Raw genomic sequence first — 24,652 nt, 5'->3', positions numbered from 1 at the left:
GGCGTTTTCTCCGCTGCTGGTTCTCTAGTTACTTGGCGGTCGGCATCACAAATTCCGCACCGGCATCAATGGAATCGGACCAGCGCTGCATGATGGATTTCTGGCGCGTGTAGAATTTCACGCCCTCTTCGCCATAGGCGTGGGTGTCGCCAAACATCGAGCGCTTCCAGCCGCCAAAGCCGTGCCACGCCATGGGTACGGGAATGGGTACGTTAATCCCGACCATGCCGACCTGGATTCGGCGGCCAAATTCCCGGGCCACGCTGCCGCTCTCGGTGAAGCAGCTGACACCGTTGCCGAATTCATGGTCGTTGATCAGACGAATCGCCGTGGCGATATCGGGTACCCGGACACAGGCCAGAACCGGTCCGAAGATTTCTTCACGATAGATCGTCATATCGGGCGTGACGTGATCAAACAGTGAACCGCCCATCCAGAAACCATCGGCGCAGCCATCGCCGGTGTTCGAGGCATCGAACCCCCGGCCATCCACGACCAGCTCGGCACCTTCCGCCACACCCTTGTCAATGTAGCCGGTAATGCGCTGGTGTGCGGCGGCGGTAACAATCGGGCCCATCTCGGCATCCAGCTGTTCGCCGTTTTTCACTTTCAGGCTTCGGGCCCGCTCGGCCAGTCTTGGCACGATCTTGTCCGCAACATCCCCGACAAGCACCGCCACACTGATGGCCATGCAGCGCTCGCCGGCACTGCCGTAGGCGGCGCCGATCAGGGCATCGACTGCTTTGTCGAGATCGGCGTCCGGCATCACCACCATGTGGTTCTTGGCCCCGCCGAGGGCCTGAATGCGCTTGCCGTGCTTGGCGCCTTTCTCGTAAAGCAGATTGGCAATCGGGGTGGATCCGACAAAACTCAGGGCCTGGACATCCGGATGTTCGATCAGGGCGTTCACCGCATCCTTGTCGCCCTGAACCACATTAAACACGCCATCGGGCAGGCCGGCCTGTTTCAGCAGGTCGGCAATCATCAGGGAAGCGCTCGGGTCGAGCGGGCTGGGCTTCAGGACAAAGGTGTTGCCTGCCGCAATGGCTACCGGAAACATCCACATGGGCACCATCGCCGGGAAGTTGAACGGGGTAACGCCGGCGACCACGCCCAGGGGCTGGCGGGTGGTCCAGTTATCGATACCCGTGCTGACCTGCTCGGTGTAATCGCCTTTCAGAAGCTGGGGAATGCCGCAGGCGAACTCGACGATGTCGATGCCCCGGGCTACTTCGCCCTGGGCGTCCGTGAATACCTTGCCATGCTCCGCGGTGATGGCGCGGGCCAGGTCATCCTTGTGGGTGTTCAACAGTTCCAGAAACTTGAACATGACCCTGGCCCGGCGAATGGGCGGTGTGTCGGCCCAGGCGGGGAATGCAGCATCGGCGGCAGCAACAGCGGCGTCTACGTCCTCACGGCCGGCCAGAGCTACGCGGCCTGTGACCTGTCCGGTGGCCGGATTGAACACGTCCTGGGACTGGCTGGATGTGCCGAGAGATATTTCGCCATTGATATAATGCTGGATGGTTGCGTTGGTCATGGATGCCTCTGTCTTTTCGCGATTGGCCGCTCGAAATGGCAGAAATGCATTCTGCTAAGGGCCCTTAAGGAGCTTTGGGTAATTTCTGACCATGCAGGTTAGGTGTGGCAAAGGGGGAAAGCAATTGAGATTTTCAAAAGCCAGATATAAGGTGAGCTTATATCGAGAACCTGAAACGAGACGCTTATGTACCCCCTTCAGAGCCTTCGGGCGTTCGTTACTGTCGCCCGTGAGGGCAGTGTAAGCCGCGCCGCCACTCGCCTCCATCTGACTCAGCCCGCCGTCAGCCTCAAGCTCAAGCAACTGCAGGACGAACTGGAACTCAAACTGTTCCTGCGCAAGCCCCAGGGTCTGGTGTTGACCCCCGATGGTCAGGCTCTCTTGCCTTCGGCTGAAAAAGCACTCGCTGCCATGGCGGCGTTTGAGCAGAGCGCCCGGGCATTGCATAACACACTTCGAGGGCGGTTGCGGATTGGTACCATCGTGGATCCGGAATTTATCCGTCTCGGGGCGTTTCTGCACCGCCTGGTGGAACGGGCGCCACAACTGGAAACCGAGCTGCGTCAGGGTATGAGTGGCAGCGTGTTGGAACAGGTCAGGGATGGCCGCCTCGATGTCGGTTTTTTTCTGGCGCCGCCAGGCGTCGGGCCAGGTGCACTGGCGCCGGACGTGGTTCACCGTGAGCTGACCCGGTTTCACTACTATGTGGTTGCGCCGGCGGGTTGGGGGCCGAGGCTTCGGTCGGCCCAGTGGTCGGACTTGGCAGCTATGCCCTGGATTGTGACTCCAGAAGACTCCGTTCATCACCGGCTGCTTAAAGGCACTCTGGAACCCATGGGGTTAATGCCCCGGGGCGTAGCCCAGGTCGACCAGGAGGCGTGCATGCTGGATCTGGTCAGGGCAGGTGTGGGTTTGAGTCTCGCGCGGGATGCATTGGCGATGGCTGAGCGCCAGGAAACCGGCCTGGAAATTGTTGACGGGTTGCAGTTGCCTTGCGCGCTCAGTTTCGTATGGCACCAGGACCGACAGGGCGAGCCTCTGATCGCGGAGGCTCTGGAAGCCCTGGCGGGTGTCTGGGCGGTTAGCCCAACGTAGCATCCAGGAACATCATCACGGCAAAACCGCCCATCAGGCAGAAGGTGGACATGATTTTCCATTGCCGGTGATGGGTTTCGGGGATGATTTCATTGCTGATGATGAACAGCATGGCGCCTGCTGCGAAGCCAAGGGTCCAGGGCATTATTGGCTCGGCAAGCCAGACAAGCGTCGCTCCGAAGAGACCACCCAGTGGCTCGGCCAATCCAGTCATCAGGGCAATGCTGAAGGCCTTGATTCGCGAGTAGTTGATGGCCAATAGCGAAAAAGCGACGGCCAGCCCCTCCGGAATGTTCTGGAGTCCGATACCGGTGGCAAGAACATAGCCATTATTGACATCGCCGCCGGCAAAACCGACGCCCACCGCCATGCCTTCGGGGAAGTTGTGGAGGGTTATAGCGACAATAAAGAGCCAAATGCCGCGGATGTAAGAAGCGTCCGATCCTTCCCGGCCCAGTTCGAAGTGCTGATGCGGCAGCTTCTGGTGCACAAAGTAGAGGCCAGCGGCACCGGAGAGCAGGCCGAAAATGACAATCAGCGCGGCGGTCCAGGTTTCGCCAGTAATCTGTTCGCCGTACTCGAGGCCAGGTAGTAACAGAGAAAAAAATGAAGCCGCCAACATCACGCCCGCGGCTGAAGCCAGCATACCGTCCTGCAGTTTATGGGTGAGGGTACGGACAAGAAACACACCCAGGGCGCCCACGCCACTGGCAAGGCCCGCCAGCAGGCTGGCAATGGTTCCCAGCCAGACAATACTGATGTCAGAAGTCATTCAGTCTCCCGTTGGCTTGTGATGTCAGCATAGCAGCTTGAAGTAGCTACGCCGGAGGCCCCGCTGTGGGTTCCTCCGGCTGCATTTCTCGGGAGAGAAAAGCGATCAGGCGGCGTTCTGCTCGCGCCAGGCCAGCTCGTTGGAAATGGTGGCCTTCGGTTGCAGCATCGCGAAATCGATGTCTGCAATCTCTTTGCCGTCTTTGAGGCGCTGCACGAAGTCCGGGTTTGCGAGCGCCTTCTTGCCCACCGCAAGCAATGTGTCCGGGAACTGGTTGGCCACATCCTGGCAGTTGGTTTCATCAATGTTGCCATTGAGGATAAGACCGATCCCTTCAACGCTGGCGGCCACGTCAGCCAGGCTCTCATCACCCTCTACAAAATGCTTCCGGTTAACGTCACCGTCGGTTGTATGGACGAAATCGGCACCTGCATCGCGGACCGCTTCCACAATCTGACGGAATCCGGATTCACCTTCCGGCAGCTGGTAGTCTGGATCAGTGACCGTGCCCTGAGACAGGCGGATGCCTACGGTAAAGTCCTCGCCAACGGCCTCGCGAATCGCACGGATCACTTCAACCACCAGGCGCAGCCGGTTTTCCAGTGACCCACCGTACTCATCGTCGCGTTGGTTAAAGTAGGTGCTCAGGAACTGATTCAACAGATAGCCGTTGGCCCCGTGAATCTCAATGCCATCGAAGCCGGCGGCTTTCGCATTGGCGGCGGATTGTGCAAAACCTTCAACCGCCGCCTGAATGTCGGTCCTGGTCATGACGCTGGGCGTTTGCCACTCAGTCTGGTCGCCATAGAAACCAAGCGGGGCGCCTTTTGGGGTAACTTCGCTGGGCCCCTGTGGCTGGTCGGTGAAACGGTTGGCCTGGAACTGCGCGCCGGCGTGCATCAACTGAACGATGATCTTGCTGCCTGCGGCGTGTACCCGTTCGACAATGGTCTTCCAGCCATCTATCTGCGCTTCGTTGATGATGCCGGGCTGGTTGGCATAGCCCTGGCTTGCCTTGTCATCGGTATAGGTTCCCTCGGTGATCACCAGACCAAAGCCGCCCCTCGCGTAGCGTTCGTAATGGTCTGCCATCAGGGCATTCGGGGTGCCGTCCGGCTCCGCACTGGTGCGTGTCATTGGTGCCAGGGCGAATCGATTAGGTACCTCGATGGTGTTGAATTTGATGGATTGCATCACGTCGCTCATAGATACCCTTTCATGTTGTTGAATTGGACGAGGAGTACTATCGGGGTGCAGCGCCTTCTCTAAAAGCGAAGAATATCGACACAGCCTGTCAGTATTTTTGAATGATTATTCTGAGGTGCCGGTTTTGGTGTCGGAATGGCCAAGGGAGCGTTCCGGTGCAACCTGGTCGCGAACCAATTGCTTGAGTTTGGTAATTTCCGGGAAGCCGCTGTCTTGCTTGCGGGACCAGACCCGCTTGCCATTGACCCATACCTCGAAAATACCGCCAGTGCCGGGGTGCAGGCTCAATTCACTGATCTCGCCTTCGAAGGTTGTCAGCAGCTCCTGCGCCATCCAGGCCGAGCGCAGAAGCCAGCGGCAACCGGTGCAATAGTGGATATCGATTTTGTTGGTCATGATGGTGTCTGTGACTCCTTTGTTTGATGGCGGTCCAGCTGCCGAGTGAGACGTTGAAAAAGTTGATCCTGAAAGTCCCGGCAAAGCGGGTACAGATGCCCGAGGCCTGGCATCGGGGTCAGCTCCGCGACTGGTAGATTTTTGGCGAGGTGGCGAGCGTAGTCCATGGGCACGAATGGATCCTCCTCGCCCTGGTAGATGAATACCGGGGTCCGGACATCGCGAAGACTGAACCCCCAGTTTCCAAGTTCGGTCAGTAAATCGGTGGTAATGGCTCGTCCGCCACTGTTGAGACACATGAGCTGATCACGCTGGAATTCGCCGTCGCTCAATAGCTTCCTCAATAGCTGGCGGTCATGCCTGCTGGCCATTTCCTCGGCACCTTTGAGATAAAGTCCCGGGTGACGCCTGGATAGCCAGGCAATCAATGTGACGGCCAGCCGGGTCAATCGGGGACTGAGCCTGACCAGTTGCGGGCCCGGCCATCGTGTGGCCTGAACCAGTCCGCCGGAGCCTGGATATTCCGCAAAATGGGTGAGCCCGGAAAGGCAGACCCCGAGATCAACCCGATCCGCGAGTCGGTAACAGCAGGCCAGGGTCCGGGAACCGCCGCTGGACCAGCCGATGTGACTGAATCGCGCCAATTCCAGAGAATCGGCAAGCTGCTCGATATCGGCCGGGTAATCGAGCAGCTTGCGCCCTGGCTGGAAATCGGAGTTGCCGATACCGGGGCGGTCGGGGGTCAGGATGCGAAACCCGTGCTCCCTGGCTTTTTCATCAAAGAAGCGGCCTTCCAGACGGCTGCCCGGCATGCCGTGCCCAAAGACAATCGGGTAGCCGAGGGGGTCGCCAACGTCCGTGAACGCCAGGGTCCTGCCATCTGAAAGCGTTAGAACCCGGTCCCACCCCGCATCGGCACTAATTTGTGTCATTCGTGGGATAGACCGAGCGCGACAGGGTGGGCTCACAGCCGACAACTCTGCGGGCCTGTTTGTGAGCGTGGAGATACCAGCGTTGGCCGGCTTTTGCGAACGTGTTTTTGCTCACGTCAAAGTCAACGTTTTCCATGGTTGCCGGAATAGGCGAGCCGTCGGCGTGGCGATAAACGCAGCTCACGCCAATGGTCAGCGCTGTCGCTGCCGGTAGTTCAATGAATCCGTCTTCTCTTACAGCCGGCTCATTGCCATTTATCGACATGACCTTGAGACACGGACCGTAATGAACCTTCTCAAGATCATCCAGGTATTCGTTGAGACAATGATTGGCGCTGACGAAAACGGTGTCTCCGTCAATTTCGTCTTCGGCGGGCGGCAGCGACTGACATCCCTGCAGTAAGAGTATCCCGAAGACCAATAGCAGGATCTGTTTCATGATATCTCCTCAACTGATGCGCGTATCCTGTTTCAGAGCTTGTCCTGTGCCGGGCCCGAGCCGGCTACCGGAGTATTGTAGCGCGTATCCCCCTCGGCGGTTCCACGGAGCTGATCAATCAGGCGGGCATCGCGGTTGTACAGATCATTGCGGAACTGCAGCCTGCCCTCGTTATCTACCCAGGAGGTCCAGTATTGGATGTGCACAGGCACCGGCTCCGGGAGCACGACAGTCTGGGGTTGTGCCTCGGAAACCACCCGGTCAATCTTTTCGCGGGACCAGTCGGGCGCCGACGCCAGAAGTCGTTCTGCAAGATCAAAAGGTTGCTCAACCCGGATGCAGCCAGAGCTGAATGAACGCTCGGCCCGGGAAAACAGGCCGCGCCCCGGCGTATCGTGCAGGTAAACATCGTACTGGTTCGGAAACATGAACTTGATCTGACCCAGGGCATTCTGAGGGCCGGGTTCCTGCACCAACTGGTACGGGAAGTTGTTCCGATTCAGTGATGGCCAGTCAACCTCCAGCGGGTCCACTCTTTCCCGGTCAGCGCCCCAGCCACGGTAAACGCTGATATTGAGTCGGGAGAGATAGTTCGGATCGCGGAGAATCCGGGGCAATTGATCCTGAATCATCAGCGTTCGCGGTACGGTCCAGGTGGGATTGAACACCAGGTACCGGATGCGATCGCTGAACACCGGCGTTTGGCGGAAGGGCTGACCGACGATCACTCGTTTGCGCAGTACTTCTGCGCCGTTTTCCACCATCTTCAGTTCAAATCCGGCGATATTCACCAGGACATAGGTGTCGCCGAGTGATTCTGGCAGCCACCGCCATCGTTCGAGCGTGGCGTCAATGTGGCGCAGGCGTTCCACCGGTATCACGTTCAGTGCTGTCAGGGTGTCCTTCCCAATAAGGCCATCGGCTTCAAGCCCATGTCGAGCCTGGAAGCGCATGACCGCAGATTCAAGCTCCGCGTCGTAGTCACGCGGATCTGAAAACGTTGCCGGTGATTCTGCAAGCTCTCCCAATAGAGAGAGTCGTCGGCGGACCTCATTGAGCCGCTCATCCCTGTCGCCGGGGCGAATGGTCGGGCTCAACGCCAGAGGTAACCAGGGCTGGCCCAGCAGTCTGGTCAGGTCCTGCCTTGCAGCCATCAACTTTCGGTAAGCGGGATCGGCGGGACGCAGCGAATCCAGCGTGCCGGTGATATCCGAGCGCTGCAACGCATCCTTTAAAACGGATTCCATCTGGCGCTGGCGCCTGTTGGCGGTCCATTCGGCGTGAACCGTCTGCGGGTTGACCTTGCCGACCAGCATGTGTGAGCTGAGCATCAGAAAAGCATCAGAGAACAGCAGATCCAGATCGGCCCTCAGGTCTTCAGAGAAATCGCTCATGGGTCTGAGTGCCAGGCCCGAGAGAATATCCGCGTGATAGTCAGCCGGGTTCAGACCGTCATGACTGGCTTGTTCAACCGAATCAATCAACTGCCGGCGAAGCTCAGCCGATTTCCATGCTGGCTGGTATCCGTTGGCCCCGTAAAAGGCTGACAGTGCCTGGTGGGCCATTAACCGGCTTCCGAGCACCTGAACCGGGAAGCCGGCCTCCATGGCCTCAATCCTGGCAACAATGGCTTCATCGGCTGCCAGGCAAACGGGGTGCCAGAGGGTGCCCAGCAGGGCAAACATTGTTGTGGCGAGGGAAAAACGTCTGAATCCATGCATGGGTGTTCTCCACCTCTTCCCTGAGAGGCGTTAATCGCGGTGGTAAGGTGCAATAGTCTGATGCTACCACAGCGGCATTTGTTCCCCACCTGGCCGCCGGAAAAGATCACCTCGCAGCGGTTCTTCTGCATGGAGGTTCAGCCCCAAACGCCTTGCTTTTTTGGTGAAACGCTGGCGAATCAGGTCCGAGTAAGGGCCCGTGCCCGTCATTCTGCGGCCGAAGGTGGCGTCATAACTCTTCCCGCCCCTGAGGTCGCGCATTCGGTTCATCACATGCTCGGCCCTTTGCGGGAAGTGCCGCTGCAGCCAGTCCTGGAACAGCTCGTCCAGTTCATGGGGTAACCGCAGCATAATCCAGCTGGCACGGGTGGCGCCCGCCTCTGCCGCGGCCTCCAGAATCGACTCGATTTCGTGATCGTTGATGAAGGGGATTACCGGCCCGAGGATGATGCCGGTCGGAACGCCGGCCTCCGAGAGCTGCCTGATCATCTTGAGGCGGGTGGCCGGTGCGGCCGTCCTCGGCTCCATGCGTCGTTTCAGGTCGTTGCTCAGGCTGGTGAGGCTGATCCGCACAGAGCAGAGCCCATCAGAAGCCATTTCGCGGAGCAGATCAAGGTCTCTGAGGATGAGCGCGCCCTTGGTAATGATCGACACCGGGTGGCGATACTCGGCCAGAACTTCCAGCACCTGGCGGGTAATCCTCTGGTCCCGCTCCAGTGGCTGGTAGGCATCCGTATTGACGCCCAGGGCGATGGGCGACACCCGGTAGCCGGGCCTGTCGAGCTCTTCTCTCAGACGGGCGGCGGCGTTGGGTTTGGCGATCAGCCGGGTTTCGAAATCCAGCCCCGGTGACATGTCCCAATAGGCGTGGGTAGGGCGGGCGAAACAGTAAATGCAGGCATGCTCGCAGCCACGGTATGGATTGATCGACTGGTCGAACGGCACGTCCGGCGACGTATTTCGACTGATTATGGATTTTGCGGTCTCAAGGACGACTTCCGTAGCGAGCGTATCGGGGTTCAAGTCGTCTTCGGGGTCGTGATACCAGTCATGGCCTGCCTCCCGGTCAGTGACAATGGGCTGGAACCGGTTGTGGGGATTCAGGGCCGTGGCGCGAGTTTTCATGGGTATGCTCGATACTGTTTAAATGTACAGTATCGAACATGCTACCGCCTGGAACCCTGCCGTGCAACCTGTCCAGGGCCCACTGTTACAGACGGAAGCCCTGTGAGGCCTGGGTCAGGGTGGTTACCTGGGATGACAGTCGTCCGATATGGGCGTTGAGCTTCTGGCGGATATCCGAGGTTTCCCGGGTGTGCCCGTGGATCTGCTCCACCTTCTGGGCGATTTCCTCGGTGGTCGTTGATATCCCCTCAACAGAGGACACCACCTGATTCATGTCGCCAGCCAGTTGTTGTATCGAGCCGGTGATCTGTTCGATCGAGTGCGCCGCCTCTCTCGAGCTTTCCTCTCCCTCACCTGCGGAAGTCAGGCCCTCTTTCATCAGTCTGGAAATGGCCTGGGTTTCACGGTTGAGGGATTCCACGATCTCGGCAATCCCGTTGGTTGCCGATACGGTCTTCTCTGCGAGAGACCGAACTTCGTCGGCAACAACCGAGAAACCGCGTCCGGCCTCGCCGGCTCGTGCCGCCTCAATCGCAGCATTCAAGGCCAGCAGGTTGGTCTGTTCAGCCAGGCCGTTGATTACGCCAACGATGGAGTTGACCTTCTCGCCGGTTTTGCTCAGCTGGCTGACCTGATCGTGGGTTTTCTGGATTCTTTCGGCCAGTTCGGTCATGGTTTTGGCGCTTTGCCTGACCACCTCGGCACCGGAATGGGCGGCACCGTTGGCGCTCTGAACAGCGTCATTGACTGACTGGGTGTACTGGGCAATATCGACCGCCGTGTGGGAGATTTCCTGAACCGCAGTGGCGGTCTGCTCGGTCTCGTCTTCAACTTGCTCGCCGTTTCTGCCCATCTGTTCTACCAGAGCATCCAGTTCAACCTGAAGCGATGACAGGGTGCGGTTACCCTCGACGACTTGCCCGATAACGTCCGAGACATCGTCCAGCATCTTGTTGGCCGCTTCGCCCAGGCGATTGAATTCATCGTTCGGATTCCTGCCCGGCTCGAGGCGCTGACTGAGGTCACCGCCGGCGACCCGGGTGAGCAGGTTTACGGTCTCATTGAGTCGTTTCACAAGGGTTCTTGAGGCGGTCGTCAGGGTCAGGATAAGGATAATCACCACCGCAGCAGCGGTTGCAATGATCAGCCAGGTCGAGGCGGCGCGGGCCTCTTCGGCCTGCTGGCTGGTTGCCACAATAATGTCCTGGCGGAGGAGGGTGTTCTGCTCGGCAATCAGATCGCGAATACGGGTGCCGGTGGCTGACAGTTGGTTCTCAATGGCAGACAGGTTGGCGATGAGCGATTCGGCATCGGAAAAGGCATTGGCGAATGCCTGGACAGCCTGGCCGATGTCAATTTCCTGCCAGTCCATCTCGGTGACGGTGGTCTGCATCCGCGCCAGGGCCTCACGGGTTGACTCGGCGTAGGTCGCATCGAAGGTAGAGAGGTAGTCGCGGTAGGTGGAGGCGATGGTGTTGATGTCGTCGTTAAAGATGGAAATGCTGATTTGCCGAAGCCTGTCGTTTATCGCTTCGGACATTGTTGCTCTCAGACCGCTGGACGGAGTGAGGCCCAGCTGTTGATTCAGGGCCAGCCATTCGGTGCGAAGTCGGGTATACTCCGCAACCTGCTCCTGGATTTGTTGTGCAGTGGTCTTTATCGCGTCACCCGGCAGGGTTCCGGCGGATTCACTGAGTGCCGATGACTGGGCCGCGAGCGACGCCAGTCTCTCCTGATAGTTCTCAACCTGGTTAGGTTCCAGATTTTCACTCGTTCTCTCGAGTGCCAGCCAGTCGTTCAGCAGGGTCAGGGACGCGGATTCATAGGCTCTTGCTTCGCTTCGGGCCTCATAAGCGTCAGATACCTTGCCGAGCCCGCTCAGGGAGGCCAGAGTGGCAATCGCCAGACCAATCAGCGTTGCAACAATCAACAGCAGGAACTTCTGTTTCCATGACAGGGCCATTCACATCCTCCGGGGAATGTTGTTTTTCTTCGCAACTAACTGAGCTTAGACCAGTTCCGGATAAACGACGGCCCTTTTGACGACAACCGGGAATCCATGTCTGATCTCGCGATTTACCAATATCTGCTGATTGCCCTGATTTTCGTCTGGAGTGGTTTTGTCCGCTCCGGGCTGGGATTCGGTGGCGCCGTTCTGTCCCTGCCATTTCTGTTACTGGTTCTTGATCAACCGCTCGTCTTTCTGCCGATCATTGCGGTCCACCTTCTGGTGTTTTCATCCCTGACAATCTGGATGAACAATCGCACCGGGGCAGGGAAGCAACGTGAGGCGGGCTCGGGCACTGTCGACTGGCAATACCTGTGGCGGATCCTCGCCATCATGATTGTGCCCAAGCTGATTGGTGTATTCGGGTTGATTACCATGCCCAGTGACATCCTGAGTGCCATCATTTTCGTTATCGTGGCGCTTTATTCTGTTTCCTACATCATCAACCGACCTTTTCGCAGTGGCAGCAAAACGGTCGACGCGATATTCCTCATGGTGGGCGGATACATCAGTGGCACTTCCCTGATCGGTGCGCCCCTGATCATTGCCGTGGCAGCCCAGCACCTGCCCAAAGAAAAACTGCGGGATACCTTGTTCGCGCTCTGGTTCATTCTGGTGCTGATCAAGATGGCCGCTTTCGTCTGGGCCGGCATCGATCTGCAACTTATCCATCACCTCTGGCTGCTGCCATGCGCAGCCATCGGCCACGTAATCGGGCTCTACGCCCATGACCGTATTCTCCAGGCGGAGACTCCGGTGTTCTTCCGTCTGCTGGGAACCGTGCTGCTGCTGGTGAGCAGCGTCGGTATTGTTAGCGTGCTCTGGTAGCAGCCAGGGCGCGAGGCTCAGCCTGCGCGCCCGAATACCCGTTCAAAGAAACCGGTCACCCGCACGTCTGGTATTGGCAGGCTGTCGACTTCGTCCATGGCCCGTCGCCAGAACTTCTCGGGGTCGTCCAGATGCGCAACTTTGGCGCGCTCGTCCGGACTGTAGTGGTTGTGCTCCCCGGCAATGCCCTCGGCCATCAGTTCCTGGGTCCAGAGGTAGATTGCAGCCCGAACGGTCCTGAGGAGCCGGCAATAAACGTCGCGACTCAGGTTGATGGCCAGCTCGGCGGTCAGGTTGATCTGCTTCTGCAACACGGCCATCTCGTCTTTTTCCAGCAAAACCCGGTTGCCGTTGCCCTTTTTGCAACTCACACAGGTTTTCTCAAGAGCTTTCACGCCCTCGAGCAGATCCATGTAGCCGAACTCCTCTTTTTGCTGATCATCTACTGGAGCGGGGATCCAGCCATACTGGGGGGATTTGGCAACAATGTGCCCGTGTAGCTGCCTACGATAAGGCGGTGCGGCAGCAACATCCTGATATCCATCAAATTCGGTGCGTAGCCAGGCCGCCATTTTACGGTGACGAAGCATCATGGCCAGGGTAATGGCAGAGGGCATGATCTCTTCGAGCAGCTCTGCGGAGTCCCGCGTGCGTTCGTCGAGGTGGTTTACCGATGTCGACATTTTTCCTCCTCGGCAACGGGTTGGCCGGTTCGTGGACCCGTTGTCCGTTTGTTGTTTTTGGCATTCGGTGGTTGTATGTGTCATTACCGATGTCTAAAAAGTAGACAGATAATCTCAAGCGCGCCGTTGTAAAAAAGTTACTGCTTTGTAACGGCCGGTAAGCAGCCAGACCAGGGGAAGGAAGAGCGTCATGAATCAGGACAATGGCTTCGAGTTGCAGAGAGCGTCCATGGTGGATTATCAGCTTCGAGCCCGTGGAATCGGGTCGCCGCTGGTGCTGGAGGCCATGGGTCGGGTGCCGCGTGAGCGCTTCATTCCCGAGCGCATGAAGGACTGCGCCTACGATGATGGTCCTCTTCCGATAGGCGCGGGGCAGACCATTTCGCAGCCTTACATCGTGGCGTTGATGACGGAAGCACTGGATCTGGAGGGTGGAGAAAGGGTTCTGGATATCGGGACAGGTTCGGGTTACGCGGCTGCCGTTCTGAGCTGTATTGCAAGCGAGGTGTTCAGTATCGAACGGGTTCAGGAACTCGCCGATCGCGCAGCCCGAACGCTGGCCGCCGAGGGGTTTGACAATGTCCGGGTTCGCTGTGGCGATGGCACGACAGGTTGGCCCGAACACCAGCCTTTCGATGGCATCATAGTGGCTGCCGGTGCGCCAGCGGTGCCGGACTCATTGAAGCATCAGCTGGCGGTTGGCGGGCACCTGGTCATACCGGTGGGGTCGGAGCATTCGGTTCAGTCGCTGGAACGTATTACCCGGCTGACAGAGAACGAATTCCGGACCGAGGACCTCGGCGCAGTCCGGTTCGTTCCCCTGATCGGTGAACAGGGGTGGTCGTGACCGCGAGTCTTTGCACGCAGACTCAGCTGCCGGCGTTCGTGCTCTCGAAGATCTTGTCGGCCGATGCCGCTACGAAGCCCGAGTAGAGCCGGCCATCCGGTTTCGGATAACGCAGGGCAAACTCGTAGAAACAACTGGGTATGGTTACCGTCTCGTCGGTAAAGGTAACCGGCACCCTGTCGGCCATGGTTGAGGACTGCTCCAGCAAGTCTTCCGGGGAGCCTTTTACTTCACCGCCGGATGAATTCACCGTATAGCCATGATCTTTCAGCAACTGATTGATTTCCGGTACCGAACCGAACTGTTCCAGATGGTTGATGCTGACCGTGAAATGGTTTGCGCGGTAGCCCCATGCGGCCATCCAGGCGGCGTACTCGCTTTCCTTCATCAGCTGGCGGTAGGTGTCGTAGTCGACCTCCCAATGGCGTCCCGAATAGAGAAAATCATCGGCAGTAACCGCCTCCGGCTTTACCTGGCCGACAAGACTTTTAACCACCGATTGCAGCTCCGGCGAGCATTGCTCTACAAGCAGCTCGGAAATAAACACCTTGGGCAGTTCCCGGGAGGGGTGCTCATAGTGGCGGGCATAAAGCTTTTTGGCCTCGAAGTGGTATTCGCCGCCTTCTTCATAGCCGAGGCTGAGAAAATGCTCTGCCAGAGCGTCCAGCCGAACAGGGTCCAGGTTGAAGGTGCGAAGCGCAATGTGGTCGTTGACGATGGCCTGCCCCTCTTCGGCGCCCAGGATTTTATGTATGCGATCGGCCGAAGGGGTTACCTGGCGGTACGACTCCCAGAGTCTCGCAAACAGGGTGTCCGGATCAGTGTGCATAGCGAATCTCCTCAGTAACCGGTTTTTGGCAGGGCTGTTGACGCCCCTGTGACTCTTCCCTGGACTGGCCCAGTGGCAGATAGCAGGCCAGGCTATATCCGCCAAGGTTCAGTTCGTTCGCCAGTTGCTCTGGCACTGACAGGCTATTGGCATCGGGGTTCGGCAGGACCTGCTCGGTTACCGTAGCCCTGAAGCCTGAACAGCCAGCATTGGCAACTATAGCGGATCCAACGGTGTTTCCAGCAATATTCCAGGAACTCCGGTTGCCTTTCTGTAGCCTTGCGCGGGTAAGAAGGGTATCGCGCACGCTGGCGATGTCCGATCTGGCGCACTCCAGTGTTGGCCCTCCATCCAGAAGATCCACGAAGCCCCGGTGGCGAAAACCTTCGCGCTCCAGCATGTGTCGGGCAGGGCGCGTATCTTCATGGACCTGGCCGATAACCGCCCTGGCTGCATCGGTCATCTGCCGGGTGAACAATGGCGTTGCGGGGATAAAGCGTTCAACAAAACCGCTCTGGCCACAGCAGGCCAGCTGTGTGGCAGACATGAAATCAAGATCTGCTACGTGATGTTTGAGCCAGTCCCAGAACGGGGATCGGCCGGCATGGTCTGAAACGCCGCGCATTTCTGCAATAACGGTGTCCGCAAAACGCTCCGGGTGCAGTGCCATGAACAGAAATCGAACCCGGGACAGGAGCTTGCCCGCATTGGCCCGGCGAAATCCGGGCCGAAGATACAGCGAGCATACCTCGGTGCAACCGGTGTAATGCTGGCATCGGGTAAGGCTTTCCTCGGCGTGACGTTTCCGGGGATCTTCCTCGTGATGGATAACCGCGTTACGGCGGAAATGCACGAGCGGGCGGGATAAGCCAGCAGCAGCTTCTATGCCGGTGGTCCCCATAATCTGGCCGGTCGCACTGTCTTCAAGCACAAAAAGATAATGCTCATCGCCGGGAGTGGTCACAGTCCGTGCAAAGCTCTCAACCGAATGATCGATCTTGCGGCTCAGGGCATCGCGATCCGGCATCAGCGAGGTGAAGCCGGGGCCGGATTCCACTGCGATCTGCATCAGGGCGTCAAGATCCTTGGGGGTAATCGGTCGAATTATCATGGCGATCTTCCTGGGCATTGTTTTGGGCCCAGTATGAAAGCCGTCAGCGCCATAATGCAGCTGCAGAATGATCGAAATGATCTACAATGGATGCAAACTGTAAAGTAGGTTTGGCAATATGATCAGTTCACGGGACCAGAAACTGCTAATGCTGCTGCGGCAGAATGCCCGGGCCAGTGTCACCGAGCTCGCCAAAGCCATGCATGTGTCACGGTCGACGGTGCAGAACCGTATCGCGCGGCTGGAGGCCAGCGGTGTCATCCGTGGTTACTCGGTTCAGTTGGGGGGTGAGTTTTCGGCGAGCCAGGTGGAGGCTCATGTATCGATCAAGGTGTTCCAGAAGCTCACCGGCAGAACCAATGCTGCCCTGGAGCAAATCAGCCAGGTATCGCAGCTGTTTTCCGTCAGTGGGGAGTACGACCTTATTGCCATTGTTCAAGCCCAGTCCTTGGAGGAACTGAGCGCCGTGCTGGATGACATTGGCAACCTTGAGGGAGTTGAGAGGACCAACTCTGCCGTTGTCCTCGAAACCCGGTTTCGGCGTTAAAACGGTTTTCCCGGGTCAGGTGCCCAGCATGCCCGCATAGGCGCTGTAGAAAAAGGCACCGGAACCCAGAAGAATGATGCCCCAGGCCGGAAAGATTAAAAACGAACGTTTTGGTTTGCTCATGGCTACATCCAATTTGCTCGAAAAGGAGGGTGTACACCCTTCACACTAGCTCAAACTTGACAAATGTTACGAAAAATTTTGAGTAACAGTTCTCGGGCGAGGATTAATTTGCCAATGGCGCGGGCACTAATTGCTATTGAGCAGGTCTGAAATGACGCTAGTATGAATCGCAATGGCATGACCTAAACACGAAGGACAATAACAAAAAGGAGCCGTTTATGGCGGTAGACCCCCGGAAGCAGACCTCACTCCATTGCCTGTATTACTGGGCAGAGGAAACCCCCGACAACGTTTACCTCACTCAGCCTTACCCGGATGGCCGGGTGGAAGATATTACCTGGAGAGAAGCAGCCGATCAGGTATCCCGCATGGCGGCTTACCTTGACAGCCTGAAGCTTCCGGAACCCAGCAATATCAGTATCCTCGGAAAAAACAGCGCGCACTGGATCCTGGCCGATCTGGCGATCTGGGCGGCAGGCCATGTTTCGGTGCCACTTTATCCCACGCTCAACGGAGATACTGCTGCCTACGTTCTAGAGCACAGTGAGGCAAAGCTCCTGTTCCTCGGAAAACTGGACGGGACCGCGGACGGCTGGAACGACATCAAGAACCACATTCCGGCAGACTTGCCGCTCATTTCCCTGCCCCTGTCGCCACGGGACGATACGCCCAAGTGGTCGGAGATTGTGGCCGAACAGTCGCCTGCGCAGCCCAAGCTGCCGAATCCGGATAACCTAGCCACGATTGTCTATACCTCCGGCAGCACCGGCCGCCCCAAGGGCGTCATGCACAGCTTCCGGACCATGATTTCAGTAGCTGATGGCCTGCAGCAGCTGTTCCCGGTTTCCTCTGACGAGCGCATGCTTTCTTACCTGCCCCTGGCTCACGTGGCTGAGCGGGCAGCTGTCGAAACGCAGTCCCTCTACTATGGCTTTCATCTCTATTTTGCGAATTCCCTGGATACCTTCCAGGAGGACCTGCAGCGGGCAAGGCCGACGCTGTTTTTCTCGGTCCCGCGCCTGTGGATGAAGTTCTATCTTGGTGTAAACGCCAAACTGCCGCCCAAAAAGCAGAAGCTGCTCTTCAGTCTCCCCATTATCAGCGGCCTTGTGAAGAAGAAGGTCTTGAAACAGCTGGGGCTGGATTATTGTCGGGCAGCCCTGACCGGCGCAGCGCCGCTGTCAGCGGACATCGTTAACTGGTATCGCAACCTTGGGCTCGAGCTGCTGGAAGTGTACGGGATGTCGGAAAACTTCGGCTATTCTCACGCCAACCGACCAGGCCAGGCTCGCGCCGGTTCGGTAGGTATGGCGAATCCAGGGGTTGAGCACCGCATCGGAGAGGGCGGAGAAGTCCAGGTTAAAAGCCCGGGCCAGATGCTGGGTTACTACAAGAATGAGGAGAAAACCAAGGAGGACCTCACCGAGGATGGCTTCCTGAAAACCGGAGATATGGGCGAGATCGATCGGGACGGCACCCTCCGCATCACAGGCCGGGTAAAGGATCTGTTCAAAACCTCCAAAGGCAAGTACGTGGTGCCGGTGCCCATCGAAAACCGGTTTAATCATCCAAAGGCCGAAGTGGTCTGTGTGGCCGGTGCCAACCAGCCGCAGCCTTGCCTGATGGTCCTGCTGTCGGAAGAGGCCAGGGATGAACTGGAGACCGGAATGGATCGCGGTGAGCTCGAGCAGGAACTTGCGGCCGAACTGGAGGCGGTGAACGCGGAGTGCGAGTCCCACGAGAAGGTAGCTTTTGTCGTGGTGGTTCGGGAGCCCTGGACTATGGAAAACGGCATGCTGACGCCGACCATGAAGATCAAGCGGAATGTGATAGAAGATTTCTACAACCAGAAGATGGACGACTGGTTCAGCCAGAAGAAAAAAGTCGTCTGGGAATTCTGATCCGCTAACGTAAAACGCCGTTGGTTCCCTGGGAGCCAACGGCGTTTTCAAATCCTTATGTTCTTTCTGTTCTCAGCCTGAGCGATCTCCCCGCTCATGCCAGATTCGGCTGCCGTTTTAGTGGCCGCCCTGCATCTGGCTCATGTCCGGAGCAACGTTTGCTGCTTTCCGGTTGAAGCTCCGCACCTTGCGACTGAAAAACTGTACCGCCTGCTTTGCCGCAGCACGGGTATACTGGCGCCTGACCTCAGCACTGTTGTGGAGGATACTGGACGGCAGCGGGTTTACGGTTGCGATATGGTTCTGAGTCATAGCGCCTTCCTCCTTTTTAATGAGTGTATTGATTTTGGTAGGTAGGTTAGTTAGGGATCTACCTTTAATTTAAAAGCGATTCTAAGGGTTCTTATTTGCAGTTTGAATACGTTAAAATCCGTACTCACGTTGCAAATATGCAGTAACTATGGATTGGGATTATCTTCGATATATACGGGCGCTGGCAATAGGCGGAACGCTAGCCAAGGCCGGCGAATTACTGGGTGTGCACCAAACCACAGTTTTACGGCGACTCGACCAGATGGAAGAGTCGATGGGTGTGCAGTTTTTTGAACGCAGCCGGGATGGACTTCAGCTCACCCCCGTGGGGGAGACCGCGTTCCGGGAGGCGGATCGGCTGGCCATCGAGATGGAAAATCTCGAGCGCAAACTGGTCGGGCAGGATTCGGCGCCGGTGGGGAAAGTCAGGCTGGCGGCTGAAGACGCAATGATGAGCGCGCTGCTCAGCCCGATCCTGGCCGAGCTGGTTCGGGAGTTCCCGGATATCGAGCTGGAGACGCTTACTGATAACGATGTGGCGAACCTCAGCCATCGGGAAGCGGATCTCACCTTGCGGCCCGAGAACAAGCCGCAGGCAACTCTGGAAGGCGAGCGAATCGCCTCCATCGAATCCGCCGTTTACGGGTCGGCCCGCTATTGCCGGCGGCATCGTGACATGGACGTGGAAAACCGTCCGGAAGGTTGCCTCTGGATCATACCGGATGAAACCTTCAGCCATCTGGCGACGGGCCGGTGGTACAGAAAACAGTTGAAGAACGTTACCTCTTTCATTCGCTGCAACAGCCTGCAATCCATGCACGCGCTGGCGAAAGCCGGTGCCGGCCTGGCGGTTTTGCCCTGCTATCTGGGGGAGAGCACTCGTGAACTCCGCCGCCTGTCGGACCCGCTGGAGGGTGAGAGCGTGGATCTCTGGCTGCACGTCAACCAGGATACCCAGCAAATGGCCCGGGTCCGTATCGTTATGGAGTATCTGGTGGAACGCCTGCAGTCGCTGGAGTCCCAGATGGAGATTTCTTCCGCTTTCTGACGAGCGTCAGCCGCAGAACGGCCAGAACTGGTACCAGCGCCAGCACTGGAATTCCTGCTCGCAGGTTTTCAGCTGATTGTCGTATCGGAAAGCCCGGGTCTGTACCCGGGCGGCCAGATCCATCACGTCCGGTTTCTCTTCGAAGCTTCTGCGGGCATATCCGCCCCGGCCTTCGTGGTAGGCAAGGTACAGCTTTCTGGGCGCCGAGAAGGGAATGCCAAGCTGCCGGTGGCTTAGCTGGTTGTACCAGCCCACGAAATCCAGCGCGTGTTCCATGTCGGTGCGAACGGTGAACCAGCCTTCGCCATTGGCCTGCAGGTATTCCCGCCAGGCCGGGTCGAGGGCCTGGGCATAACCGTATGCGGTTGTGGGCCTGGTCCAGGGAATAAAGCCCCAGAGCAGTGTGCGTGGTGGACGCGCATGGCTGCGGAATGACGACTCGTAATAGACAAACGCTAACTGGGTGGCGATGGGTGTGCCCCAGCGTTGCCTGGAGTCGTTGGCGTAGTCATACCACACCGGGTGTTCCCGGAAGATTTCACAGATGTTCTCCGGGTTTGCCGGAGGATCCGGTGCCAACAGGCTGAAGCGGAGCGTTGCCCAGAGACCCATCAGCAGCCCCAGCATTGGAAGCCCATACCATCTTGCCCGGCTTTTCCAGGTTTCCAGAGTCAGTTGCCGACTTCTGGTCTTGCGGGTACGTTTCTTTCGCATTCCTACCAAACCGTCATCTCCAGGGCCGCGGGATTGCTTGCTGCCTGCCTCGAACCCATGGCATAAGGGAATCAATGATTCACTCGGGATGATAGGTAAATGACGCGATTTCCCATAATTAAACCTCTTTTAATCAAAGCACTTCTTGCTACTGGTACTGCCCAGGCAGCGCCGGATGCCCGCCAGGTGCTGGAAGTATCGCCTGTTGACGATATCGTGGCCCGTTACCCGGCCATGATGAGCCAGGGAATCCGGGAAGGACTCAAACAGAATGGTCAGCTTCCTCCAATGATGGCCAATACCATCGGGAACATCGTGAGCAGCGGTTTCAATTCCGTGGATATCGAGCAGCAGATCATTAAAGATCTGCAAGCCAAACTCACGGATTCGCAGCTCCAGGCAGTCCATGACTGGTACGAAACCCCTGTGGCCAGAAAGATTTCTTCGGCCGAGATTGCAGCTTCGGAACCCTCGGCCTGGCCGAAAATCCAGTCCAGTGCCATGGAATTGAACAGCCGGTACAAGGGCACGCGCAAAGCGGAAATGTTCGATCGGTTTGATCGGGCTGCGCGGGCCACAGAAAGCGCGGTGGATACAACGATCGCAGTGCAGCTCGGCCTGGCAACGGCAATGGCGGCGTTCAGCAGTGATTCGGCCAATTACGAGCAGCTGCGCCAACGCATTGAAAGCCAGCGCAGCATGCTCAGGGGCGTGGTAGGTCAGCAGGTTTACGACAGCTATCTGTATACCTACCAGAACATCGGTGCCCAGGAGATGGATCTCTATCTGGAGTTCCTGGAGAGCTCTGCCGGCTCGGCTTTCTCGAAAGTTGTAACCAACAGCATCCAGCAGGCGATTACCGAGCCGGTGGAAAGCATAGGCAAGCAGATGTCGCGGTTTGTCAGTCCGGAATCACCAGGCGGTCAGTGAATCCCTTCAGTTCCCGGTACACTTCGTCCCGCCTCCGGTCATAGCGATGTGAGAAGTGGAAGGCAATCAGCTGCCGGACCTGTCCCGCTTCAGCGATGCGCGCGCAGGCCCTTGTGGTCAGGTGGTGGGTGTGCCGGGCCTGCGCTTCATCTGCGGCCATGAATGAGGCCTCGCAGAACAGCGTGTGGGCACCTTCCGCCAGTTCCGTCATTTTGCGGATGTTCTCGGGCGTATCGGCGAAATCCGTTCCGTAGACCACCTTTTCCCCCGGCGCCTGAATCAGCAGCTTCCTGGCCAGGTCTTCGGCGCGCAGCGTGCGCCCTGTGTCCGGCGAGATCAGTTCGTCCGGCCGCTGGCGCAGCACAGCCATTTTCAAATCGTGCAGCCAGGCGCCGGGTTTCAGGCCCTCAGCCTGCAACTGGTCGTTGCGAACCTGAAGCTTGCCAAAGGGTTCCCAGGCGAAAGCGAGAACAGGCGTGCCGTGGTCTAGCATGGCTGCACGAATCTGGAAGTCCGGTTCCCGGAGCAAAACCCCGTCTGGTGTGGCCTGGTCTTCCAGAGGCGTGGGAGCGGTGTCGCCAGCGGTGATTTCCCAGCGTTTCAGGTGGTCGCCATGGCATTCGTGCACCACGAATCTGGGGCCACGGTCTTCCACACGATCCCACAGGATGCCACTGATCATTCCGGCAATGTGCCGCATCAGGCCGGGCGGGCCGAACAGCCGGCAGGGCGGAAAGTAGCCGATCCGGCTGCGCAGGAACCACATGAAACCGCCAATGTGATCGGCGTGGCAATGGGTGATGAAAATGTCGGTCACCTGATGCGCGGACCTTAGCGGCATCCGACCGGTATCTCCCAGATCAAACAGCAGGCTGCGGGATTGGTGCAGAAGCCGGAGCTGCAACAACGGGTCGCCACACACACCGTTCACCAGGGAGGCAACCACGGGGCCGACACGGACTGCCACTTGCGGGTCGTTGGCAACGCTGGTCAGCGCTCCCAATTCAACACTGACCTGGACGGCACCGTTACCCTGTTGCTCGCGGTCCATAGGCTCTCCCGATTGTTGAATTATTTGGTGAGTGCGATTTGTGCAAAGCCAGAATAGGGTCCAATCTCCCTAGTATATGCGAGTGAGGAGTGTCGTTATGGATTTCAATGCCTATCAGGAAGCCTTGTCCTCACAACTGAGGGGGCTGGAGTGTCCGTTTCCGGAGCAGGAGTTCGACGAGCGACTTGCTCGTGTCCGGGATGGGATGGCCCGGGAGGATTTTGGCGCCCTGCTGTTGACCGATCCTTCGGATATTTTTTACCTGACCGGCTATAGCACTTTTGAAGTATCCGTTCACGTGGCCCTGGTGGTTACCCAGGAGGACCTGCTTTTGCAGGTGCCGTCCATCGAGATGGGGCCTGCGATGATGACAACCCGGGTCGCCCGGGTCAGCGGATACCGGTGGGAAGGCATCGGCGAGGTATTGGAACCACTGGTTCAGGCCCTGAACGACGGCGTGGAGACCGTGGGTATTGATGCCTGGCATGGCTCTCTGCGCCAGGGCGTGCTGGAAGGCCTGCAAGCTCGGATGCCCGGAGTAAGATTTATGAACAACGGCGGTCTGTTGAAGCAGATCCGGATCGTCAAGTCCGATGCCGAAATCCGGTGCCTGCGTGAAAGCGCCCGGATAACAGCCGAAGGTTTCAGGGCGGCCGTGGCCGCGGTCCAGCCGGGCGTCACTGATAATGACATTGCCGCCGAAGGCGCCAGGGCGCTGCTGGCGGCCGGCAGTGAATTCATGAGCATGCAGCCAATTGTTGTTACCGGCCGTCGCAGCAGCGTGATCCACTGCAATCACAAACGTATGGTGGTGCAAAAAGGCGACCCTGTTTTTCTGGAATTCGGCTCGGCCTGGAACCGCTACACCGCACCCATGATGCAGACCGTTGTTGCTGGTGGCGAGCCATCGGCTGAAATGCGTCGGGTCCATGACAGCTGCCGTCGGATTGTGGATACCCTGCTGACGTCGATCCGCCCGGGAGTCACTTTCGACGAGGCCGCCCAGAACGCCGAGAAGGCGCTTCAGCCATTGGCCGGAAAGGTGTTTTTCTCCGGGGTATTTGGCTACACGGTGGGCGCGCAGTTCCCGCCATCCTGGGTGGAGGGCTCGGGCTTCATCGCCAGGGGTGGCAATGTGGAATTTCGACCGGGCATGGTTTTCCACCTGCCCATCTGTTTGCGTATTCCCGGGCAATGGGGCATTGGGTGTAGTGAGACGATTCTGGTTACCGACGCTGGCGCCGAACCGATAACCGATAATCCCTGGACGCTCGGTTAGTCCAGTCTCAGATCCAACAGATAAACAGTGCGTGGCTCGGGCAGGCGAACCGCAAAAAGCCCTATTCTTCTGACTTGGGACATATCCATGGACCGGCCATCGGGAGCGTTCTTGATGTCGGCCAGTTTCCGGGTGAAGGTATTGGCACCAGGACCCAGGGTCAGGCGGGTGTTGTAGCGGTCGTTGTAGGCATGATCGCTGCGGTCATGGGCTACGTCATTGATTCGAAGCGTCAGCGTCAGGGGAGCGGTTGAGGGATTGAACAGGGTAATGCTCAGTGTCTCGTAATCACGCCAATCGGCCGGGAGATTGTTGAGTGAGACCCCCGAGTAGGTTTCAGTGCCCAGATCAAGTTTCAGGCTCTGCGCATTATTCAGCGAGTGGTCGGCAGAGACCGTGAGCCTGCCGGTCCAGAATGCGCCGGGATCCTGGTGGGTGAAATCGTATAGCAGAGGAAGTTGTTCGTGTACCTGCCATTGCCGGGCAGCCACCATGCCGGTAGCTCCCAGCTCAAAACACAGTAGCAGCGCAACGGATGCGGCCACCAGGCCCTCGCCGAGAGAGTTTCGCCGCTCTGATGTAAACAAGGGGCGCCATGCGATAACCAGCCAACTGCCAATCAGGTTGCGCAGGAGGTCCCGCCCATCCATGTCGCGATTGTGTCCGCCCTGGATCAACTCGATACCAATTCCGAGCACCAGCAAGACGACGGTAACAGCGAGCCAGAGACGCCAGCCACTTAGCCACTGCCAGGGTCTGACCGCCAGAGTGAGTAGTGCAAACAGAAGGATGTGGCCAAGGTTCCAGGCCGATTTGAGGAGTGGCCCCGAGGCCCGCCGACAAACAGGAAAGGCGCGATGAGCAGAGAAGCGGCACCGGCCAGCAGCGGTAGCCGCCGGCCGGTGGTTTGCAGTCCCGGTATGGAACCAGGAATCATCAGCTGCGGCTGGTCACTTCCAGCAGGTGATAACCAAACTGGGTCTTGACCGGACCGATAACGGTGTTCAGTTCACCGTTGAAAACCGCCTTGTCGAACTCGGGAACCATCTGGCCCGGGCCAAAGGAGCCAAGATCTCCGCCGTTGCGACCGGAGGGGCAGGAGGAGTGCTGCTTTGCCACTTCGGCAAAGTCCTGTCCGCCTTCAATCGCCTTTTTCAGTTCTTCGCATTTCGCTTCGCTGTCTACCAGAATGTGGCGCGCTGTAGCCTGTGCCAT

Annotated in this window: 25 protein-coding genes; 8 read left to right on the top strand and 17 right to left on the bottom strand. The window is 58.1% G+C overall.

The features are described from left to right. Positions 1–28: 28 nt before the first annotated feature. Entirely contained in the window at positions 29–1,540 is a 1,512-nt protein-coding gene (locus HP15_RS13190) for a CoA-acylating methylmalonate-semialdehyde dehydrogenase (RefSeq protein ID WP_014577930.1), read from the bottom strand. 186 nt (positions 1,541–1,726) lie between these two features. Here HP15_RS13190 and HP15_RS13185 point away from each other — a divergent pair, with 186 nt between their 5' ends. Beyond that, positions 1,727–2,635: a LysR family transcriptional regulator gene (locus HP15_RS13185; RefSeq protein WP_014577928.1), complete on the top strand. Its 909-nt coding sequence runs from the start codon at positions 1,727–1,729 to the stop codon at positions 2,633–2,635. Here HP15_RS13185 and HP15_RS13180 read toward each other — a convergent pair. From HP15_RS13180 to HP15_RS13145, 8 genes are all read right to left on the bottom strand, one after another. Beyond that, the gene (locus HP15_RS13180; RefSeq protein ID WP_014577927.1) at positions 2,622–3,407 is read right to left on the bottom strand and encodes a ZIP family metal transporter; all 786 of its coding nucleotides are present in this window, start codon (positions 3,405–3,407) and stop codon (positions 2,622–2,624) included. The two genes, HP15_RS13185 and HP15_RS13180, sit on opposite strands and share 14 nt — an antisense overlap. Positions 3,408–3,512: 105 nt before the next feature. Further along, positions 3,513–4,613 carry an oxidoreductase gene (locus HP15_RS13175; protein WP_014577926.1) on the bottom strand — a complete coding sequence of 367 codons (1,101 nt, stop codon included), beginning with the start codon at positions 4,611–4,613 and terminating at the stop codon, positions 3,513–3,515. Between the two features lie 105 nt (positions 4,614–4,718). Next, the gene (locus HP15_RS13170) at positions 4,719–5,009 is read right to left on the bottom strand and encodes a SelT/SelW/SelH family protein (RefSeq protein ID WP_014577925.1); all 291 of its coding nucleotides are present in this window, start codon (positions 5,007–5,009) and stop codon (positions 4,719–4,721) included. Beyond that, positions 5,006–5,941, bottom strand: a complete 936-nt coding sequence (locus HP15_RS13165; RefSeq protein ID WP_014577924.1) for an alpha/beta fold hydrolase — start codon at positions 5,939–5,941, stop codon at positions 5,006–5,008. Before HP15_RS13165 ends, HP15_RS13170 begins: the two co-directional genes overlap by 4 nt. Continuing rightward, positions 5,928–6,380, bottom strand: coding sequence for a hypothetical protein (locus tag HP15_RS13160; RefSeq protein ID WP_014577923.1), 453 nt, complete (start codon positions 6,378–6,380; stop codon positions 5,928–5,930). The genes HP15_RS13165 and HP15_RS13160 overlap by 14 nt, the downstream gene beginning before the upstream one ends. A 32-nt stretch (positions 6,381–6,412) precedes the next feature. Beyond that, positions 6,413–8,101 (bottom strand): L,D-transpeptidase family protein, encoded by a 1,689-nt coding sequence (locus HP15_RS13155; RefSeq protein ID WP_041645448.1) that lies wholly within the window; start codon positions 8,099–8,101, stop codon positions 6,413–6,415. A gap of 63 nt (positions 8,102–8,164) precedes the next feature. Further along, complete coding sequence (locus HP15_RS13150) at positions 8,165–9,226, bottom strand: PA0069 family radical SAM protein (RefSeq protein WP_014577921.1); 1,062 nt, start codon at positions 9,224–9,226, stop codon at positions 8,165–8,167. Between the two features lie 85 nt (positions 9,227–9,311). After that, positions 9,312–11,189: a methyl-accepting chemotaxis protein gene (locus tag HP15_RS13145; RefSeq protein ID WP_014577920.1), complete on the bottom strand. Its 1,878-nt coding sequence runs from the start codon at positions 11,187–11,189 to the stop codon at positions 9,312–9,314. A 96-nt stretch (positions 11,190–11,285) separates the two neighbouring features. Here HP15_RS13145 and HP15_RS13140 point away from each other — a divergent pair, with 96 nt between their 5' ends. After that, positions 11,286–12,062 carry a TSUP family transporter gene (locus HP15_RS13140; RefSeq protein WP_008173891.1) on the top strand — a complete coding sequence of 259 codons (777 nt, stop codon included), beginning with the start codon at positions 11,286–11,288 and terminating at the stop codon, positions 12,060–12,062. Positions 12,063–12,079: 17 nt separating this feature from the next. Here HP15_RS13140 and HP15_RS13135 read toward each other — a convergent pair whose 3' ends face one another. After that, positions 12,080–12,745: an AbiTii domain-containing protein gene (locus tag HP15_RS13135; protein WP_008173893.1), complete on the bottom strand. Its 666-nt coding sequence runs from the start codon at positions 12,743–12,745 to the stop codon at positions 12,080–12,082. Positions 12,746–12,935: 190 nt separating this feature from the next. On the opposite strand from HP15_RS13135, the gene HP15_RS13130 reads away from it, so the two are divergent. Further along, entirely contained in the window at positions 12,936–13,592 is a 657-nt protein-coding gene (locus HP15_RS13130; protein WP_014577919.1) for a protein-L-isoaspartate(D-aspartate) O-methyltransferase, read from the top strand. Between the two features lie 22 nt (positions 13,593–13,614). Here the strand turns inward: HP15_RS13130 and HP15_RS13125 are convergent, their stop codons facing one another. Next, positions 13,615–14,421: a DUF1338 domain-containing protein gene (locus HP15_RS13125; RefSeq protein ID WP_014577918.1), complete on the bottom strand. Its 807-nt coding sequence runs from the start codon at positions 14,419–14,421 to the stop codon at positions 13,615–13,617. Beyond that, on the bottom strand, positions 14,411–15,532 hold the full coding sequence (locus HP15_RS13120; protein WP_041645446.1) for an arginine N-succinyltransferase: 1,122 nt from the start codon (positions 15,530–15,532) through the stop codon (positions 14,411–14,413). The genes HP15_RS13125 and HP15_RS13120 overlap by 11 nt, the downstream gene beginning before the upstream one ends. A 118-nt stretch (positions 15,533–15,650) precedes the next feature. Between HP15_RS13120 and HP15_RS13115 the strand changes: the two genes are divergently transcribed. Both HP15_RS13115 and HP15_RS13110 read left to right on the top strand, forming a co-directional pair. Then, the gene (locus tag HP15_RS13115; RefSeq protein WP_014577916.1) at positions 15,651–16,079 is read left to right on the top strand and encodes an Lrp/AsnC family transcriptional regulator; all 429 of its coding nucleotides are present in this window, start codon (positions 15,651–15,653) and stop codon (positions 16,077–16,079) included. Between the two features lie 341 nt (positions 16,080–16,420). Further along, positions 16,421–18,103 carry an AMP-binding protein gene (locus HP15_RS13110; RefSeq protein ID WP_014577914.1) on the top strand — a complete coding sequence of 561 codons (1,683 nt, stop codon included), beginning with the start codon at positions 16,421–16,423 and terminating at the stop codon, positions 18,101–18,103. A 117-nt stretch (positions 18,104–18,220) separates the two neighbouring features. Here HP15_RS13110 and HP15_RS13105 read toward each other — a convergent pair whose 3' ends face one another. Beyond that, positions 18,221–18,415 (bottom strand): hypothetical protein, encoded by a 195-nt coding sequence (locus HP15_RS13105; RefSeq protein WP_014577913.1) that lies wholly within the window; start codon positions 18,413–18,415, stop codon positions 18,221–18,223. A 148-nt stretch (positions 18,416–18,563) separates the two neighbouring features. Here HP15_RS13105 and HP15_RS13100 point away from each other — a divergent pair, with 148 nt between their 5' ends. Then, positions 18,564–19,463, top strand: a complete 900-nt coding sequence (locus HP15_RS13100) for a LysR family transcriptional regulator (protein ID WP_014577912.1) — start codon at positions 18,564–18,566, stop codon at positions 19,461–19,463. A gap of 6 nt (positions 19,464–19,469) precedes the next feature. Here the strand turns inward: HP15_RS13100 and HP15_RS13095 are convergent, their stop codons facing one another. After that, entirely contained in the window at positions 19,470–20,177 is a 708-nt protein-coding gene (locus HP15_RS13095) for a transglycosylase SLT domain-containing protein (protein WP_014577911.1), read from the bottom strand. Between the two features lie 99 nt (positions 20,178–20,276). Between HP15_RS13095 and HP15_RS13090 the strand changes: the two genes are divergently transcribed. Then, complete coding sequence (locus tag HP15_RS13090; protein ID WP_014577910.1) at positions 20,277–21,107, top strand: DUF2059 domain-containing protein; 831 nt, start codon at positions 20,277–20,279, stop codon at positions 21,105–21,107. Here the strand turns inward: HP15_RS13090 and HP15_RS13085 are convergent. After that, positions 21,079–22,158, bottom strand: coding sequence for an MBL fold metallo-hydrolase (locus tag HP15_RS13085; RefSeq protein ID WP_014577909.1), 1,080 nt, complete (start codon positions 22,156–22,158; stop codon positions 21,079–21,081). The genes HP15_RS13090 and HP15_RS13085 overlap by 29 nt on opposite strands. A 97-nt stretch (positions 22,159–22,255) precedes the next feature. Between HP15_RS13085 and HP15_RS13080 the strand changes: the two genes are divergently transcribed. Beyond that, the gene (locus tag HP15_RS13080; protein ID WP_014577908.1) at positions 22,256–23,437 is read left to right on the top strand and encodes a M24 family metallopeptidase; all 1,182 of its coding nucleotides are present in this window, start codon (positions 22,256–22,258) and stop codon (positions 23,435–23,437) included. On the opposite strand, the gene HP15_RS13075 is transcribed toward HP15_RS13080, so the two are convergent. Next, the gene (locus HP15_RS13075; RefSeq protein WP_227499636.1) at positions 23,434–24,087 is read right to left on the bottom strand and encodes a hypothetical protein; all 654 of its coding nucleotides are present in this window, start codon (positions 24,085–24,087) and stop codon (positions 23,434–23,436) included. The genes HP15_RS13080 and HP15_RS13075 overlap by 4 nt on opposite strands. A gap of 286 nt (positions 24,088–24,373) precedes the next feature. Beyond that, positions 24,374–24,652 carry a peptidylprolyl isomerase gene (locus HP15_RS13070; protein ID WP_008173912.1) on the bottom strand — a complete coding sequence of 93 codons (279 nt, stop codon included), beginning with the start codon at positions 24,650–24,652 and terminating at the stop codon, positions 24,374–24,376.

It is taken from the genome of Marinobacter adhaerens HP15, from assembly GCF_000166295.1.
GTDB lineage: Bacteria > Pseudomonadota > Gammaproteobacteria > Pseudomonadales > Oleiphilaceae > Marinobacter > Marinobacter adhaerens.
Note: the sequence above shows the minus strand (reverse complement) of the source record. Positions and strands in the feature narration are given on the sequence as shown.

What these genes read in the sequence shown, in the direction of transcription:
- HP15_RS13190 (WP_014577930.1), bottom strand. Translation starts at nt 1,540, where the DNA reads ATGACCAACGCAACCATCCAGCATTATATCAATGGCGAAATATCTCTC.
- HP15_RS13095 (WP_014577911.1), bottom strand. Translation starts at nt 20,177, where the DNA reads ATGCGAAAGAAACGTACCCGCAAGACCAGAAGTCGGCAACTGACTCTG.
- HP15_RS13135 (WP_008173893.1), bottom strand. Translation starts at nt 12,745, where the DNA reads ATGTCGACATCGGTAAACCACCTCGACGAACGCACGCGGGACTCCGCA.
- HP15_RS13155 (WP_041645448.1), bottom strand. Translation starts at nt 8,101, where the DNA reads ATGCATGGATTCAGACGTTTTTCCCTCGCCACAACAATGTTTGCCCTG.
- HP15_RS13110 (WP_014577914.1), top strand. Translation starts at nt 16,421, where the DNA reads ATGGCGGTAGACCCCCGGAAGCAGACCTCACTCCATTGCCTGTATTAC.
- HP15_RS13160 (WP_014577923.1), bottom strand. Translation starts at nt 6,380, where the DNA reads ATGAAACAGATCCTGCTATTGGTCTTCGGGATACTCTTACTGCAGGGA.
- HP15_RS13115 (WP_014577916.1), top strand. Translation starts at nt 15,651, where the DNA reads ATGATCAGTTCACGGGACCAGAAACTGCTAATGCTGCTGCGGCAGAAT.
- HP15_RS13085 (WP_014577909.1), bottom strand. Translation starts at nt 22,158, where the DNA reads ATGGACCGCGAGCAACAGGGTAACGGTGCCGTCCAGGTCAGTGTTGAA.
- HP15_RS13180 (WP_014577927.1), bottom strand. Translation starts at nt 3,407, where the DNA reads ATGACTTCTGACATCAGTATTGTCTGGCTGGGAACCATTGCCAGCCTG.
- HP15_RS13120 (WP_041645446.1), bottom strand. Translation starts at nt 15,532, where the DNA reads ATGATAATTCGACCGATTACCCCCAAGGATCTTGACGCCCTGATGCAG.
- HP15_RS13090 (WP_014577910.1), top strand. Translation starts at nt 20,277, where the DNA reads ATGACGCGATTTCCCATAATTAAACCTCTTTTAATCAAAGCACTTCTT.
- HP15_RS13185 (WP_014577928.1), top strand. Translation starts at nt 1,727, where the DNA reads ATGTACCCCCTTCAGAGCCTTCGGGCGTTCGTTACTGTCGCCCGTGAG.
- HP15_RS13150 (WP_014577921.1), bottom strand. Translation starts at nt 9,226, where the DNA reads ATGAAAACTCGCGCCACGGCCCTGAATCCCCACAACCGGTTCCAGCCC.
- HP15_RS13140 (WP_008173891.1), top strand. Translation starts at nt 11,286, where the DNA reads ATGTCTGATCTCGCGATTTACCAATATCTGCTGATTGCCCTGATTTTC.
- HP15_RS13070 (WP_008173912.1), bottom strand. Translation starts at nt 24,652, where the DNA reads ATGGCACAGGCTACAGCGCGCCACATTCTGGTAGACAGCGAAGCGAAA.
- HP15_RS13175 (WP_014577926.1), bottom strand. Translation starts at nt 4,613, where the DNA reads ATGAGCGACGTGATGCAATCCATCAAATTCAACACCATCGAGGTACCT.
- HP15_RS13165 (WP_014577924.1), bottom strand. Translation starts at nt 5,941, where the DNA reads ATGACACAAATTAGTGCCGATGCGGGGTGGGACCGGGTTCTAACGCTT.
- HP15_RS13075 (WP_227499636.1), bottom strand. Translation starts at nt 24,087, where the DNA reads ATGGATGGGCGGGACCTCCTGCGCAACCTGATTGGCAGTTGGCTGGTT.
- HP15_RS13130 (WP_014577919.1), top strand. Translation starts at nt 12,936, where the DNA reads ATGAATCAGGACAATGGCTTCGAGTTGCAGAGAGCGTCCATGGTGGAT.
- HP15_RS13170 (WP_014577925.1), bottom strand. Translation starts at nt 5,009, where the DNA reads ATGACCAACAAAATCGATATCCACTATTGCACCGGTTGCCGCTGGCTT.
- HP15_RS13145 (WP_014577920.1), bottom strand. Translation starts at nt 11,189, where the DNA reads ATGGCCCTGTCATGGAAACAGAAGTTCCTGCTGTTGATTGTTGCAACG.
- HP15_RS13080 (WP_014577908.1), top strand. Translation starts at nt 22,256, where the DNA reads ATGGATTTCAATGCCTATCAGGAAGCCTTGTCCTCACAACTGAGGGGG.
- HP15_RS13125 (WP_014577918.1), bottom strand. Translation starts at nt 14,421, where the DNA reads ATGCACACTGATCCGGACACCCTGTTTGCGAGACTCTGGGAGTCGTAC.
- HP15_RS13105 (WP_014577913.1), bottom strand. Translation starts at nt 18,415, where the DNA reads ATGACTCAGAACCATATCGCAACCGTAAACCCGCTGCCGTCCAGTATC.
- HP15_RS13100 (WP_014577912.1), top strand. Translation starts at nt 18,564, where the DNA reads ATGGATTGGGATTATCTTCGATATATACGGGCGCTGGCAATAGGCGGA.